The sequence below is a fragment of the Nocardiopsis camelliae genome, assembly GCF_028993595.1.
GTDB lineage: Bacteria > Actinomycetota > Actinomycetes > Streptosporangiales > Streptosporangiaceae > Nocardiopsis > Nocardiopsis dassonvillei.
Genome location: NZ_CP118614.1, coordinates 671,689 through 686,426 on the forward strand (window position 1 = coordinate 671,689; position 14,738 = coordinate 686,426).

Annotated in this window: 15 protein-coding genes; 13 read left to right on the plus strand and 2 right to left on the minus strand. The window is 71.4% G+C overall.

Annotation, left to right across the window (positions count from 1 at the left end):
* Positions 1-133: 133 nt before the first annotated feature.
* Positions 134-505, minus strand: a complete 372-nt coding sequence (locus PV789_RS03175) for a DUF6507 family protein (protein ID WP_274976085.1) — start codon at positions 503-505, stop codon at positions 134-136.
* Positions 506-549: 44 nt separating this feature from the next.
* Positions 550-837, minus strand: coding sequence for a hypothetical protein (locus PV789_RS03180; protein ID WP_274976086.1), 288 nt, complete (start codon positions 835-837; stop codon positions 550-552).
* A 200-nt stretch (positions 838-1,037) separates the two neighbouring features.
* Between PV789_RS03180 and PV789_RS03185 the strand changes: the two genes are divergently transcribed.
* From PV789_RS03185 to nuoK, 13 genes are all read left to right on the plus strand, one after another.
* A complete protein-coding gene (locus PV789_RS03185; protein ID WP_274976087.1) occupies positions 1,038-1,748 on the plus strand; it encodes a demethylmenaquinone methyltransferase in 711 nt (236 codons plus the stop codon).
* A gap of 575 nt (positions 1,749-2,323) precedes the next feature.
* Positions 2,324-3,628 carry a geranylgeranyl reductase family protein gene (locus PV789_RS03190; protein WP_274976088.1) on the plus strand — a complete coding sequence of 435 codons (1,305 nt, stop codon included), beginning with the start codon at positions 2,324-2,326 and terminating at the stop codon, positions 3,626-3,628.
* A 271-nt stretch (positions 3,629-3,899) separates the two neighbouring features.
* Entirely contained in the window at positions 3,900-4,259 is a 360-nt protein-coding gene (locus PV789_RS03195; RefSeq protein ID WP_026114451.1) for an NADH-quinone oxidoreductase subunit A, read from the plus strand.
* Positions 4,260-4,311: 52 nt separating this feature from the next.
* Positions 4,312-4,857 carry a NuoB/complex I 20 kDa subunit family protein gene (locus tag PV789_RS03200; RefSeq protein ID WP_013156042.1) on the plus strand — a complete coding sequence of 182 codons (546 nt, stop codon included), beginning with the start codon at positions 4,312-4,314 and terminating at the stop codon, positions 4,855-4,857.
* Position 4,858: 1 nt separating this feature from the next.
* Entirely contained in the window at positions 4,859-5,599 is a 741-nt protein-coding gene (locus tag PV789_RS03205) for an NADH-quinone oxidoreductase subunit C (protein ID WP_274976089.1), read from the plus strand.
* 43 nt (positions 5,600-5,642) lie between these two features.
* Entirely contained in the window at positions 5,643-6,938 is a 1,296-nt protein-coding gene (locus tag PV789_RS03210) for an NADH-quinone oxidoreductase subunit D (protein ID WP_274976090.1), read from the plus strand.
* The gene (gene nuoE / locus PV789_RS03215) at positions 6,935-7,681 is read left to right on the plus strand and encodes an NADH-quinone oxidoreductase subunit NuoE (RefSeq protein ID WP_274976091.1); all 747 of its coding nucleotides are present in this window, start codon (positions 6,935-6,937) and stop codon (positions 7,679-7,681) included. Before PV789_RS03210 ends, nuoE begins: the two co-directional genes overlap by 4 nt.
* A complete protein-coding gene (gene nuoF, locus PV789_RS03220; protein WP_274976092.1) occupies positions 7,678-8,997 on the plus strand; it encodes an NADH-quinone oxidoreductase subunit NuoF in 1,320 nt (439 codons plus the stop codon). Before nuoE ends, nuoF begins: the two co-directional genes overlap by 4 nt.
* On the plus strand, positions 8,994-11,486 hold the full coding sequence (locus tag PV789_RS03225) for an NADH-quinone oxidoreductase subunit G (RefSeq protein WP_274976093.1): 2,493 nt from the start codon (positions 8,994-8,996) through the stop codon (positions 11,484-11,486). The genes nuoF and PV789_RS03225 overlap by 4 nt, the downstream gene beginning before the upstream one ends.
* The gene (gene nuoH, locus PV789_RS03230; protein WP_372491815.1) at positions 11,483-12,856 is read left to right on the plus strand and encodes an NADH-quinone oxidoreductase subunit NuoH; all 1,374 of its coding nucleotides are present in this window, start codon (positions 11,483-11,485) and stop codon (positions 12,854-12,856) included. Before PV789_RS03225 ends, nuoH begins: the two co-directional genes overlap by 4 nt.
* On the plus strand, positions 12,849-13,406 hold the full coding sequence (gene nuoI / locus PV789_RS03235) for an NADH-quinone oxidoreductase subunit NuoI (protein ID WP_013156049.1): 558 nt from the start codon (positions 12,849-12,851) through the stop codon (positions 13,404-13,406). Before nuoH ends, nuoI begins: the two co-directional genes overlap by 8 nt.
* Complete coding sequence (locus PV789_RS03240) at positions 13,403-14,446, plus strand: NADH-quinone oxidoreductase subunit J (RefSeq protein ID WP_274976094.1); 1,044 nt, start codon at positions 13,403-13,405, stop codon at positions 14,444-14,446. Before nuoI ends, PV789_RS03240 begins: the two co-directional genes overlap by 4 nt.
* On the plus strand, positions 14,434-14,733 hold the full coding sequence (gene nuoK / locus PV789_RS03245) for an NADH-quinone oxidoreductase subunit NuoK (protein ID WP_013156051.1): 300 nt from the start codon (positions 14,434-14,436) through the stop codon (positions 14,731-14,733). Before PV789_RS03240 ends, nuoK begins: the two co-directional genes overlap by 13 nt.
* The last annotated feature ends 5 nt before the right edge of the window (positions 14,734-14,738 follow it).

Below are 14,738 nucleotides of genomic sequence, written 5' to 3' on the forward strand. Positions count from 1 at the left end.
CGGGGATGCCTCCGTCTGGGAGCTGAGGGAAGAACGCGTCGGGGGTCCTCGGGGCCGGGGGACCGGGGGGAGGGGATCGGGGGATCGGGGGAGGGAATCGGGCGCGGCACCGCCGCGGCCGGAGCGGAGCCCGCTACACGGGCCTGTAGGGGCCGTACTGCTGGGGCGGCTCGGGCTCTGGGATCACGCCCGCGTTCTCCTGCGCCTCGGCGGCCATGTCCAGGTTGCCGTTGAAGTAGTGCGTGGTGGCCTCGCTGGCCCCGGTCACGGCGCTCACCGTCAGCCCGGCCATGTCGCCCATGAGACCGAAGTTGTGCTCGGCGAACTCGCCCAGCGCGACGCTGACGGGCGCGCTGTCCGCCTCCTCGCTGACGGCCGTGATCAGGCCCTCGGCGGAGGTCATGGCGCCGACGAGGCCGTCGCCGCCGCCCTCCTCACCGATGTATCCGGCGACGCTGGTCAGCACGGCGCCCACCTCGGCGGGCTGGATGTTCCACCCGGTCATGCGGACATTCTCCTCTCAGGGGCTCTCGGAGCTGTCGGGGGCTTTCAGGAGTCGCCGGGGCGCGAGAAGGCACCCGCGCGGAAGTTGGCGGGCGGTGCGGCGTCCGCGGGCGCGGACCCCTCCCGGCGCTGGACGGTCTGGATCTGCTCGTTGAGCATGCCCAGGGAGGCGTGCAGGGTGGCGAGGTCGTCCCGGAGTCGGGAGCGCATCCGCGCGGACGCCATGACGAGTCTGGGGTGGACGCCGCGTGCGGCGTCCCCACCGGCGTCCCCACCGGTGTCCTCGTCGAGGACGGCCTGCTCGTCGCTCGGCTCCACCAGGTCGAACTTCATGTACTCCCCCTCTCGGCCGGGCCGTGTCCGTTCCTTGTGACGTCCTCAGGCCCTCGGTGGTTCGGGAAACCTCGCGCACACCTTATTCTCGCGCGCGGACAGTCGGTCTGCCCAGGGGTTGTCCGCTTCACGGCGGCGATTCCGCTTCGTACGGGCCCGCGGGGTCGGGGCGCTCGGGCCGCCCCCTTAGTCTTGTGCCCATGACCCGCGCCAAACTCGACAAGAAGCCCCAGGACGTCGCGGCGATGTTCGACGGCATCGCCGACAGGTACGACCTCGTCAACGACGTCATCTCGCTGGGCCAGGACCGCATCTGGCGCAAGGCCGCGGTCAACGCGGTCGACGCCTACAGCGGCGAACTCGTCCTGGACCTGGCGGCGGGCACGGGCACCTCCTCGGAGTCCTTCGTCAGGAAGGGCGCCCGCGTGGTGGCCTGCGACTTCTCCCTCGGCATGCTCCGCGCGGGAGTGCGGCGGCGCGGGGGGGCCTCCCGGGGCGGCGTGACCTTCGTGGCGGGCGACGCCCTGCACCTGCCCTTCGCCGACGAGACCTTCGACGCGGTCACGATCTCCTTCGGCCTGCGCAACGTCAACGACGTGGACCAGGCGCTGCGCGAGCTGCGGCGCGTCACCAAGGTCGGCGGACGGATGGTCATCTGCGAGTTCAGCCACATCCCGGTGGAGTTCGTGGACCGGCTCTACTCCACCTACCTCATGGGCGCCCTGCCCAAGATCGCGGGCGCGGTGTCCGGCAGCGGCGACTCCTACGACTACCTGTCCGAGTCGATCATGGCCTGGCCCAAGCAGCCCGAGCTGGCCCGCCGCCTCCAGGACGCGGGCTGGTCGCGGGTGGCCTGGCGCAACCTGTCGACGGGGATCGTCGCGCTGCACCGCGGCTTCCGCGACAAGTAGGACCACCGGAACGGGGGCGCCGCGGCGGGCGTCCCCGATGCCGTCGCCGGACCCCCGCCGATCCGCCGCCCGGCCGGGCCACCGGCCCCGCTGCGATCCGACACCGCCGCGGGCCGACGCCGCGGACGCGGTCGGCCCCACCGCGAGCCCGCCCCGCGGGCCCCGGACGGCCCAAGCACACCGGGCATAAAAATCTCGTAATCCCGAGGAGCACCCCGCTCCTCGGGATTTTCGTGTTGCCCCTGTGGCGCCTGAGGCGGTGGTCACCATTCTGAACTGGGGCTCTCGCGGAGCGTGACGGCGTTCGGGGCCTGTGAAGGCTTCTGAGGCCTATATCCCCTTTGATAGCAGGCCGTCTGAATACCCCCCTGGGACTCGCCTCCGACTCCGGGAGGGTCTAGACTGCCGAAAAGGCCTTGTGAAGTGCTTCACAAGTCTAGGAGGTATAGGACACATGCCTCTATGTCGGACATAACGGACTCCCCACAGCATCCATACAACTCCCCCCGTGAGCGGGTCCATCCCGCAGGCAGACCCGCCACGGTGCATCCGCGCGAGCAGTCGAGGACCCACCCGTGAGCGAGACAGCCACCTCCTCTCCCCGAGGCCGGGAGCGGACCGAGTACGACGCCGACGTGATCGTGGTCGGCGCAGGTCCCTCCGGCTCCACCACCGCCTACTACCTTGCCCAGGCAGGACTGGACGTCCTGCTCCTGGAGAAGACCTCCTTCCCGAGGGAGAAGGTCTGCGGAGACGGACTCACCCCCCGCGCGGTGAAGCAGCTCACCGCCATGGGGGTCACCTTCGACGACCCGGGGTGGATGAAGAACCACGGCCTGCGCATCATCGGCGCGGGCGTCCGCCTGGAGCTGCCCTGGCCCGACCTGGCCGCCTACCCGGGTTTCGGCCTCGTGCGCACGCGTTACGACTTCGACCAGATCGTGGTCAACCGCGCGGTGGCCGCCGGGGCCAAGCTCCTGGAGCGCACCACCGTCACCGGCCCCCTCATGGACGAGCGCAGCAACCGCATCGTCGGTGTCCGGGCCAAGAACGCCGACCGCGAGCCCGTCACCTTCCGGGCGCCGCTGGTCGTGGCCGCCGACGGCAACTCCTCCCGGCTGTCCGTGGCCATGGGCATCCGCAAGCGCGACGACCGCCCCATGGGCGTGGCCGTGCGCACCTACTTCGAGAGCCCCCGCCACGAGGACGACTACCTGGAGTCCTGGCTGGAGCTGTGGGACCGCAGCGGCGACAAGGACGTCCTCCTGCCCGGCTACGGCTGGGTCTTCGGCGTCGGCGACGGCACCAGCAACGTCGGCCTGGGCATCCTCAACTCCACCTCCTCCTTCCAGGACATGGACTACCGCAAGCTCCTGCGCCGCTGGACCGAGTCCATGCCCGAGGAGTGGGGCTTCACCGAGGACAACCAGAAGGGCGCCATCCGCGGCGCCGCGCTGCCCATGGGCTTCAACCGGGTGCCGCACTACTCCCGCGGCCTCATGCTCGTCGGCGACGCGGGCGGCATGGTCAACCCCTTCAACGGCGAGGGCATCGCCTACGCCATGGAGGCCGGGAACATCGCCGCCGACGTGATCGTGCAGGCGCACGGAAGACCCACCCAGCAGACCCGCGAGCGGGCCCTGCTGCGCTACCCGGACGTGCTCGCCGACACCTACGGCGGCTACTACACGCTCGGCCGCTACTTCGTGAAGGTCATCGGCCAGCCCGAGTTCATGAAGTACGCGACCAGGTACGGCCTGCGCCAGCGCACCCTCATGAAGTTCGTGCTGAAGATGCTGGCCAACCTCACCGAGCCCACGCAGGGAGACGCCATGGACAGGGTCATCAACGGCCTGTCCCGCATCGCCCCCGCGGCCTGACGGGCGGGTCCGGGCGTCCGCGCCCGGACCCGCCCGGACGGGGCGCCGCCCCGGGAGGACCGGAGCCGCGCCGGCGCCGCCGGCCGGGCGCCGGGGCCGACGGGGCACGGGGCGCCGCCCCGGCCGCGACACACAACCCACCGGGCGGTCGAGCCCGGCTCCACAACAGGACACACGGGACGACCGGAGATGAGCCCGCACAAGTGAAAGCAATCACAAGCGCTCCCGGCACGCCGCGCGGGCGTGCCCAGCAGCCAGGAGGAGGGTGAGCGTGGAGCTGTACACACCGATCTTCGTGCTCGGCGGGATCGGCGCCGCGTTCGTCGTGGTGTCGATGGTCGCCGGTGCGGTCCTGGGGCCCAAGCGCTACAACCGCGCCAAGATGCAGGCCTACGAGTGCGGCATCGAGCCCACGCCGCAGCCCGCGGGCGGCGGCCGATTCACCGTCAAGTACTACATGACGGCCATGATGTTCATCGTCTTCGACATCGAGATCATCTTCCTCATCCCCTGGGCCGTGCACTTCGACGCCCTGGGCTGGTTCGGACTGGTCGCGATCGTCCTCTTCCTGGTGAACGTCTCCATCGCCTACGCCTACGAGTGGCGCCGGGGAGGCCTCGAATGGGACTGACCGCGCCGACCGCAGAGCACACCCAGCAGCCCAGCCCGGAGGAGGACGTCTGATGGGACTAGAGGAGAAACTGCCCAGCGGCATCATGCTCACGACCGTCGAGCAGGTCGTGGGCCTGGCCCGCAAGAGCTCCATGTGGCCCGCCACGTTCGGCCTGGCCTGCTGCGCCATCGAGATGATGTCCGTCGGCGGCCCGCACTACGACCTGGCGCGGTTCGGCATGGAGAAGTTCGGCGCCACCCCGCGCCAGGCCGACCTGATGATCGTCGCCGGTCGGGTGAGCCAGAAGATGGCCCCCGTCCTGCGCCAGATCTACGACCAGATGCCCGAGCCCAAGTGGGTCATCGCGATGGGCGTGTGCGCCTCCAGCGGCGGCATGTTCAACAACTACGCGATCGTCCAGGGCGTGGACCACGTCGTCCCCGTGGACATGTACCTGCCCGGCTGCCCGCCGCGGCCGGAGATGCTCCTGGACGCCGTGCTCAAGCTGCACGACAAGGTGCAGAACACCAAGCTCGGCGCCCACCGGGAGCAGGAGATCACCGAGAACGAGGAGCGGATGCTCCGCCGTTCGCTGCCGCTGGTGAGCAAGGACTGACATGAGCACCGAGAACGAACGCGAACGCGACGAGGAAGCGGCCAACCTCCCCGACAAGCTGGGCCGCGAGCGGTTGGCCGCTCCGGTCCGGCGCACCGGGATGTTCGGCGCCACGACCACCGGCGACACCTCCGGCTTCGGCCGCCTGCAGGTGCGGGGGAGCGCTCCCGCGCGCAGCCAGCGCCCCTTCACCGACCCCGAGGACCCGCGCACCGCCGACTTCGACCGGGTGGCCGACGACCTGGAGGCCGCCCTGGGAGATGACGCCGGAGCGGTCGAGCGGGTCGAGGCGGCCCGCGGCGAACTGACCTTCCACGTCCGCCGCGAGGCCCTGCCGAGGCTGGCCCGCCTGCTGCGCGACGAACCCGCCCTGCGCTACGAGCTGTGCACGGGCGTGGCGGGCGTGCACTTCCCCGACGACACCGGCCGGGAGTTGCACGCGGTCTACCACTTCCGGTCGATCACCCACAACAGCGAGGTCCGCGTCGCCACCACCTGTCCCGACGCCGACCCGCACGTGCCCTCGATCGTGTCGGTCTACCCGACCAACGACTGGCACGAGCGCGAGGCCTGGGACTTCTTCGGGATCGTCTTCGACGGCCACCCGGCGCTGACCCGCATCCAGATGCCCGACGACTGGCACGGCCACCCCCAGCGCAAGGACTACCCGCTGGGCGGCATCCCGGTCGAGTACCGGGGAGCCACCGTGCCCCCGCCGGACGAGCGGAGGTCCTACAAGTGAGCCCCGCCAACCCCACGCACTCCGTCACAGAGGGAGGCCCGGCATGACCGTCACCGAGGACTACATCGACGCCTCCGGCGGGGACTGGGACGACGTCATCGAGAAGGCGCAGGCCACCAGCGCCGAACGCCTCGTCGTCAACATGGGACCCCAGCACCCCTCCACGCACGGCGTCCTCCGGCTCATCCTCACCCTCGACGGCGAGACCTGCACCGAGGCGCGCGTCGGTATCGGCTACCTGCACACCGGTATCGAGAAGAACATGGAGTACCGGACGTGGACGCAGGGCACCACGTTCGTGACCCGCATGGACTACCTGACGCCGCTGTTCAACGAGGCGGCGTACTGCCTGGCGGTCGAGAAGCTGCTCGGCATCCAGGACCGCGTCCCCGAGCGGGCCAGCGTCATCCGCGTGATGATGATGGAGCTCAACCGGATGGCCTCGCACTTCGTGGCGATGGCGACCTTCGGCATGGAGCTGGGCGCGACCACGGTCATGACCAACGGCTTCCGTGAGCGCGAGATGATCCTGGACATCTTCGAGCTGGTCACCGGCCTGAGGATGAACCACGCCTACATCCGCCCCGGCGGCGTCGCCCAGGACCTGCCGCCCGGCGCGGCCGGCAAGGTCCGCGAGCTGCTCAAGGAGATGCCCAAGCGCATCGCCATCATGCGCAAGCTCCTGGACGAGAACCCCGTCTACCTCGCCCGCACCCAGGACGTGGCCCACCTCAACCTGCCCGGCTGCATGGCGCTCGGCGTCACCGGCCCGCTGCTGCGGGCCTCCGGCCTGGCCTGGGACCTGCGCAAGGCCAAGCCCTACTGCGGCTACGAGGACTACGAGTTCGACATCCCCGTCTCCGACGGCGGCGACGTCTACGCCCGCTACCGGGTGCGCATGGCCGAGATGGAGGAGAGCCTGAAGATCATCGAGCAGTGCCTGGACAAGCTCCAGCCCGGCCCGGTGATGATCCAGGACGCCAAGATCGGCTGGCCCGCCAAGCTGGCGCTGGGGCCCGACGGCCTGGGCAACTCGCCCGACCACATCGCGCACATCATGAGCGGCTCCATGGAGGCGCTCATCCACCACTTCAAGCTGGTCACCGAGGGCTTCCGGGTCCCCGCGGGCCAGGCCTACGCGGCCGTCGAGAGCGCCAAGGGCGAACTCGGATGCTACGCGGTCAGCGACGGGAGCACCCGCCCCCACCGCGTGCACTTCCGCGACCCCTCGTTCACCCACCTCCAGGCCGTCGCGGCCATGTGCGAGGGGGGAACGGTGGCGGACGTCATCGCGGCCGTGGCCAGTATCGACCCCGTGATGGGAGGCGTGGACCGGTGAGCGAGCACGAGACCACCGAGACCGCGGCGACGGCCGAGCCCCGCGAGGCCTTCGCCGCCGAGGTCACCGCCCGGCTGGAGCCCGAGGCCAAGGAGATCATCGGCCGCTACCCGCGGCCGCGCTCGGCGCTGCTGCCGCTGCTGCACCTGGTGCAGGCCGAGGAGGGGCACGTCAGCAAGGCCGGGATGCGCTTCTGCGCCGACCAGCTCGGCATCACCCTCGCCGAGGTCAACGCGGTCGCCACGTTCTACACCATGTACCGCCGCCGCCCCGGCGGCGACTACCAGGTGGGCGTGTGCACCAACACCCTGTGCGCGGTGATGGGCGGCGACGAGATCTTCCAGACCCTCAAGGACCACCTGGGGGTCGGCAACAACGAGACCACCGGGGACGGCAAGGTCACGCTGGAGCACGTCGAGTGCAACGCGGCCTGCGACTTCGCGCCGGTCGTGATGGTCAACTGGGAGTTCTTCGACAACCAGACGCCCGACACGGCCAAGCGGCTCGTGGACGACCTGCGCCTGGGCCGGGACGTCGCGCCCACGCGCGGCCCCGCCAGCCTGTGCACCTGGAAGCAGGCCTCCCGGGTGCTGGCCGGGTTCGAGGACGGCCGCGCGGGCGAGGGCGTCCAGGCCGCCGCCCCCTCCCTGGCCGGGCTGAGGCTGGCCAGGGAGCGCGGCTGGACCGCTCCGGACCCCGACAACCTTCCGTCCCGCGAACAGGGTGAGGAGGACGCCAAGTGACCACCCTGACCCCGATCCTGTCGCGCGACTGGGACCGCCCCGACTCCTTCACCCTGGAGGGCTACCGGGCCACCGGCGGCTACGGCGCGCTGCGCAAGGCGCTGGCCATGGAGCCCGACGCCATCGTGGACCTGGTCAAGAAGTCCGGCCTGCGCGGCCGCGGCGGCGCCGGGTTCCCCACCGGGATGAAGTGGGGCTTCCTGCCCGCGGACAACCCCAACCCGCGCTACCTCGTCGTCAACGCCGACGAGTCCGAGCCGGGTACCTGCAAGGACATCCCGCTCATGCTCGCCAACCCGCACGTGCTGGTGGAGGGGGTGGCGATCGCCGCGTACGCGATCAGGTCCAGCCAGGCCTTCATCTACGTGCGCGGCGAGGTCCTGCACGTCATCCGGCGCCTGCGCCGGGCCGTCGCCGAGGCCTACGAGGCCGGACTGCTCGGCAGGGACGTCCTGGGCACCGGCTTCGACCTCGACGTCGTCGTCCACGCCGGGGCGGGCGCCTACATCTGCGGCGAGGAGACCGCGCTGCTGGACTCCCTGGAGGGCTACCGGGGCCAGCCCCGGCTCAAGCCGCCCTTCCCCGCGGTCGCCGGGCTCTACGCCTCGCCGACCGTGGTCAACAACGTCGAGTCCATCGCCAGCGTGCCGAGCATCGTGGCCAACGGCGCCGACTGGTTCACGTCCATGGGCACCGAGAAGTCCGCCGGGTTCGGCTTCTTCTCCCTGTCCGGGCACGTGGCCAACCCCGGCCAGTACGAGGCCCCGCTGGGCGTGACCCTGCGCGAGCTGCTCGACATGTCGGGCGGGATGCGGCCCGGGCACCGGCTCAAGTTCTGGACGCCCGGCGGCTCCTCCACGCCGATCTTCACCGAGGAGCACCTGGACACCCCGCTCGACTTCGAGTCGGTGGGCGCCGCCGGGTCCATGCTCGGCACCCGCGCCCTCCAGATCTTCGACGAGACGACCTGCGTGGTGAAGGCCGTCGGCCGCTGGATCGCCTTCTACGCGCACGAGTCCTGCGGCAAGTGCACGCCCTGCCGCGAGGGCAACTTCTGGATGGTCCAGGTCCTGGACCGGCTGGAGAACGGGCAGGGCACCGAGGCCGACCTCGACAAGCTCCTGGACATCTGCGACAACCTGCTCGGCCGCTCCTTCTGCGCCCTCGGCGACGGCGCGACCAGCCCGGTGACCTCCTCGATCAAGCACTTCCGCCAGGAGTACATCGACCACGTGGAACAGGGCGGCTGCCCCTTCGACCACTCCCGGGCCACCCTCTGGGGCGACCGGCCGACCACGACGGGAGGACAGCAGTGACCGTCACCTCCAACTCCTCCGGCGGAGCCGCGCCCGCACCGCCGCCCGAGGACCTCGTCACCGTCACCATCGACGGGTTCCAGGTCCAGGTGCCCAAGGGGACCCTGCTGATCCGGGCCGCCGAACTCCTCGGCATCCAGATCCCGAGGTTCTGCGACCACCCGCTGCTGGACCCGGTCGGGGCCTGCCGCCAGTGCCTGGTCGAGATCCCCGACATGGGCAACGGGCGCGGCATGCCCAAACCGCAGGCCTCCTGCACCATCACCGTCATGGAGGGGATGGTGGTCAACACCCACCTGACCTCCCCGGTGGCGGAGAAGGCCCAGCGCGGGATCATGGAGTTCCTGCTCATCAACCACCCGCTGGACTGCCCGGTCTGCGACAAGGGCGGCGAGTGCCCCCTCCAGAACCAGGCCATGTCCACCGGGCAGGGCGAGACCCGCTTCGTCGACGTCAAGCGGACCTTCCCCAAGCCGATCGCGCTGTCCACCGAGGTGCTGCTGGACAGGGAGCGCTGCGTGCAGTGCGCCCGCTGCACCCGCTTCGCCGCGCAGATCGCGGGCGACCCGCTCATCGAGCTGATGGAGCGCGGCGCCGACGAGCAGGTCGGCATCGCCGAGGGCGAGCCCTTCCAGTCCTACTTCTCCGGCAACACCGTGCAGATCTGCCCGGTCGGCGCGCTCACCGGCTCCGCCTACCGGTTCCGGTCGCGCCCCTTCGACCTGGTGTCCACGCCCAGCGTGTGCGAGCACTGCGCCGACGGGTGCGCCCAGCGCACCGACCACCGGCGCGGCAAGGTCATGCGCCGCCTGGCCGGGGACGACCCGCAGGTCAACGAGGAGTGGAACTGCGACAAGGGCCGGTGGGCGTTCAGCTACACCACCCAGTCCGACCGCCTGTCGCGCCCGCTGGTGCGCGACGGGGAGTCCCGGGCCCTGGAGTTCGCCTCCTGGTCCGAGGCCATCGGCGTCGCCGCCCAGGGCCTGGCCGCCGCGCGCGGCCGGGTCGGCGTGCTGACCGGGGGCCGCCTCACCTACGAGGACGCCTACGCCTACGCCAAGTTCGCCCGCGTGGCCCTGCGCACCAACGACGTGGACGCCCGCGCCCGCGCGCACTCGCCCGAGGAGGCCGACTTCCTGGCCGCCCACGTGGCCGGGACCCCGGTCGGGGTGGACTTCACCGCCCTGGAGAAGGCGCCCGCGGTCCTGCTGGCCGGGTTCGAGCCCGAGGACGAGTCGCCCCTGGTCTTCCTGCGGCTGCGCAAGGGCGTGCGCAAGCGCGGCCTCAAGGTCTACTCGGTCGGCTCCCACGCCAGCCTGGGCCTGACCAAGACCCACGGGACCCTGGTCCGGGCCGTCCCCGGCGACGAGGCCCGCGTCCTCAACGCCCTGGACGCCGACGACCCCGAGGTCGTCGCCGCCCTGAACCAGGAGGGCGCGGTCATCATGGCGGGCGAGCGCCTGGCCGCCGTGCCCGGCGCCCTGACCGCCGCCGCGGCCCTGGCCGAGCGGACCGGCGCCCGCCTGGTGTGGGTGCCGCGCCGCGCCGGGGAGCGCGGGGCCGTGGACGCCGGGGCGCTGCCGGGCCTGCTGCCCGGAGGCCGACCGGTCGCCGACCCCTCCGCCCGCGCCGAGGTCGCCCAGGTCTGGAACGTGGGCTCCCTGCCCGAGACCCCCGGCCGCGACACCGCCGCCATCCTCGCGGCGGCCGCCGCCGGTGAGCTGGACGCCCTGGTCGTCGCCGGGGTGGAGCTGGACGACCTGCCCGACCCCGACGCCGCCCGCGCGGCCCTGGCCCGGGTGCCGTTCGTCGTCAGCCTCGAACTGCGCGCCAGCGACGTCACCGACCGCGCCGACGTGGTGCTGCCGGTGGCCGCCGTCGCGGAGAAGTCCGGCACCTTCGTCAACTGGGAGGGCCGCCACCGGCCCTTCGGGGACGCGCTCAGGGTGCCCGGCGCGCTGTCGGACCTGCGGGTGCTCTCCGCGATCGCCGACCAGATGGACGTGCACCTGGGCCTGCCCGACGCCGCGTCCGCCTACGGCGAGCTGATGGAGCTGGGCCTGTGGACCGGCGAGCGCGCGGACGGACCCCGCGTGCGGCCCGTCGAGGCCGTGCGGCCCGAACCCGGACAGGCCCTGCTGTCCACCTGGCGGCAGCTCCTCGGCACCGGCCGCATGGAGGACGGCGAGCCCTACCTCGCCGGGACCGCCCGGCAGGCGCGCGCCTACCTGTCCCCGGCCACGGCCCAGGAGATCGGCGTCCCCGACGGCGGAACCCTGCACGTCACCGGCGCCCGCGGATCGGTGACCGTGCCGGTCATCGTCACCGACATCGCCGACCGCGTCGTCTGGCTCCCGGCCAACGCCGACGGTTGCGACGTGCCCCGCGACCTGGGCGGAGGCGCCGGGCAGACCGTCCTGCTGTCCGCGTCCACCACCACCGGAGCCGGTAGCAACGGGTCCGCCAGCACCCACGGGAGGCAGCAGTGACCCCCGCCGCTCTCGGCCAGGGCGTGACCGCCCACCTGGCCTCCGAGGAGACGCTGAGCGCCTTCGGCGGCGACCCCTGGTGGATCACCACCATCAAGGCGCTGGCGATCTTCGTCTTCCTCATGCTCTGCGTGCTGATGATGATCATGGCCGACCGCAAGGTCATGGGCCGGATGCAGCAGCGCCACGGACCCAACCGGATGGGCCCCTTCGGCCTGCTCCAGTCGCTCTTCGACGGCATCAAGCTCTCCCTGAAGGAGGACCTGATCCCGCGCGGGGTGGACCGGTTCGTCTACATCGCCGCGCCGATGATCGCGGCCGTGCCCGCCTTCATCGCCTTCTCGGTCATCCCGATCGGGCCCGAGGTGAACCTGTTCGGGGTCATCACCCCGCTCCAGCTCACCGACCTGCCCGTCGCGGCCCTGGTGGTCCTGGCCACCGCCGCGCTGGGGGTCTACGGGTTCGTGCTCGGCGGCTGGGCCTCCCAGTCGCCCTACGCCCTGCTCGGCGGCCTGCGCGCCTCCGCGCAGGTGATCAGCTACGAGATCGCGATGGGCCTGTCCTTCGTCGCGGTCTTCATCATGTCCGGGACCCTGACCACCTCGGGGATCGTCGAGTCCCAGCGCGGACTGTGGTTCGCCGTGCTGCTCCTGCCGTCCTTCCTCATCTACCTGGTGACGATGGTCGGCGAGACCAACCGGCTGCCCTTCGACCTCGCCGAGGGCGAGGGCGAGATCGTCGGCGGCTTCATGACCGAGTACGGGTCCATGAAGTTCACGATGTTCTTCCTCGCGGAGTACGTGAACATGTGCACGGTCGCCGCCGTGTCCGTCACGCTCTTCCTCGGCGGCTGGCTCGCCCCGCCCGGGATCGCGGCGATCCTGCCGGGCGCCAACGAGGGCTGGTGGCCCGCCCTGTGGTGGCTGCTCAAGTTCGTCTGCGTGATGTTCCTGTTCATCTGGGCGCGCGGCAGCCTGCCCCGGGTGCGCTACGACCAGCTCATGAAGCTGGGCTGGAAGGTGCTCATCCCGATCCAGCTGGTCTGGATCACCGCCGTCGCCGTCGTGCGGATGCTCGTCCTGGACGGCGCATCCCCGCTGGTCGTCGGCGCGGTGATCGCCGGCTTCACCGCCGCGACCGTGGCCGCCTTCGCCGCCTGGCTGCGCCACGTGCGCCGCGAGCGCGCCGAGGAGGCCCGCCAGCGCGCGGAGAACGCCCGACGGGCGCACCGGGAGCCCGCCTTCGGCGGCTTCCCGGTTCCGCCGAGCGCCGCACCGCACTACGGCAGCAGCGTGCTCGCCGAACCGCCGCGGACGGCCCCGGCCGCCGCCGACCGCAACAAGAAGGGTGAGGAGGTTACCGGTGCTTGAGTGGCTCAACCCCGTCAAGGGTTTCGGTGTCACCTTCCACACGATGTTCAAGAAGGTGCCGACCGTCGAGTACCCGGAGGTCAAGCGCCCCACGGCGCCGCGCTTCCACGGACGGCACCAGCTGAACAGGTGGGCCGACGGCCTGGAGAAGTGCATCGGGTGCGAACTGTGCGCCTGGGCCTGTCCGGCCGACGCCATCTACGTGGAGGCCGGTGACAACACCGACGACGACAGGTACTCGCCCGGCGAGCGCTACGGCCGGGTCTACCAGATCAACTACCTGCGGTGCATCCTGTGCGGGCTGTGCGTGGAGGCCTGCCCCACGCGCGCCCTGACGATGACCAACGAGTACGAGCTGGCCGACGACAGCAGGCAGAGCCTGATCTGGACCAAGGAGCAGTTGCTGGCCCCGCTGCGCGAGGGCATGGAGCAGCCGCCCCACCCCATGCGCCTGGGCGAGACCGAGCAGGACTACTACGCCACCGGGCGCGGCCAGCACGGCTCGCAGGACGGGCACGAGGCGCCCGAGACTCCGGAGGCGGTCCGTTGAACCCGCTCACCAATCCTGCCGTGCCGCTCGGCCAGCCGCTGTACCTGGCCGCGCCGATCGGCGGCGGCGAGGCGACCGCGTTCTGGATCCTGGGCGCCGTGGTCCTCCTCGGCGCCCTGGGCGTGGTCTTCTCCCGCAAGGCCGTGCACTCGGCGATGTCCATGGCGCTGACCATGGTCGGCCTGGCGATCTTCTACGGCATCAACGCGGCGCCCTTCCTCATGGTCGTGCAGATCGTCGTCTACACCGGCGCCGTCCTCATGCTGTTCCTGTTCGTGCTGATGCTCATCGGCGTCAGCTCGGCCGACTCCCTGGTGGAGACGATCAGCGGACAGCGCCTCATGACGGCCGTCGTCGCCCTGTGCTTCGTCGGCGCCCTGGCCACGGGCATCACCCGCATCGCCGTGGGCGACCCGGTCGGCCTCACCGAGGGCGCCGCGGCGGCCGGGGGCACCATCCCGTGGATCGCGGGCGAGCTGCTCCTGCGCTACGTGATCGCCTTCGAGGCCACCGGCGCGCTGCTCATCACCGCGGTCCTGGGCGCGATGGTCCTGGCGCACACCGCCCGCACCAAGAAGCGCCGCACCCAGCGGGAGATCGCCGAGGACCGCATCCGCGGCGACCACCCGACCCCGCTGCCGGGACCGGGCACCTACGCCCGGCACAACGCGATCGACATGCCCGCGCTGCTGCCGGACGGCACGGTCTCCCAGCTCTCGCTCAACCCCGTCCTGGCCGCCCGCGCCCCCGAGTACCAGTCTCAGGTGCCCGAGACCGTGCGCGCCGGCCAGGCCCCGCTGCCCGGCGGGGCCTCGGACTCGGCCGACTCCAAGACGGCCGAGCCGGTCGCCGACGACCGGGCCCGGCCCGCCGCGGAGAGGCCCGGGAACCGGGTGGGGAACGGAACGCGGGTCGCGGCCGAGGACGACGCCGACGAGGGCGGCGGCGCGGCCGCGGGCCCCGACGGCTCCGACGACGCGGACGGGCCGCGCAACGGCAACGGCAACGGGCAGGAGGTCGAGTCCTCGTGGACCCGATGAACTACATCGTCCTCGCGGCGCTGCTGTTCACCATCGGCGCCGTCGGCGTCCTGGTCCGGCGCAACGCGATCATCGTCTTCATGTGCGTGGAGCTGATGCTCAACGCCTGCAACCTGGCGTTCGTCGCGTTCGCCCGGATGCACGGGGACATCGAGGGGCAGGTCATCGCCTTCTTCGTGATGGTCGTCGCCGCCGCCGAGGTGGTCGTGGGCCTCGCGATCATCATGCAGATCTTCCGAACCCGCAGGTCGGCGTCGCTGGATGACGCCAACCTGCTCAAGCACTAGAAGGC

Bases quoted from the DNA above. Each gene is read 5' to 3' on its own strand.
- PV789_RS03200 (WP_013156042.1), top strand. From the start codon at position 4,312: ATGGGACTAGAGGAGAAACTGCCCAGCGGCATCATGCTCACGACCGTC.
- PV789_RS03205 (WP_274976089.1), top strand. From the start codon at position 4,859: ATGAGCACCGAGAACGAACGCGAACGCGACGAGGAAGCGGCCAACCTC.
- PV789_RS03210 (WP_274976090.1), top strand. From the start codon at position 5,643: ATGACCGTCACCGAGGACTACATCGACGCCTCCGGCGGGGACTGGGAC.
- PV789_RS03180 (WP_274976086.1), bottom strand. From the start codon at position 837: ATGAAGTTCGACCTGGTGGAGCCGAGCGACGAGCAGGCCGTCCTCGAC.
- PV789_RS03185 (WP_274976087.1), top strand. From the start codon at position 1,038: ATGACCCGCGCCAAACTCGACAAGAAGCCCCAGGACGTCGCGGCGATG.
- PV789_RS03175 (WP_274976085.1), bottom strand. From the start codon at position 505: ATGACCGGGTGGAACATCCAGCCCGCCGAGGTGGGCGCCGTGCTGACC.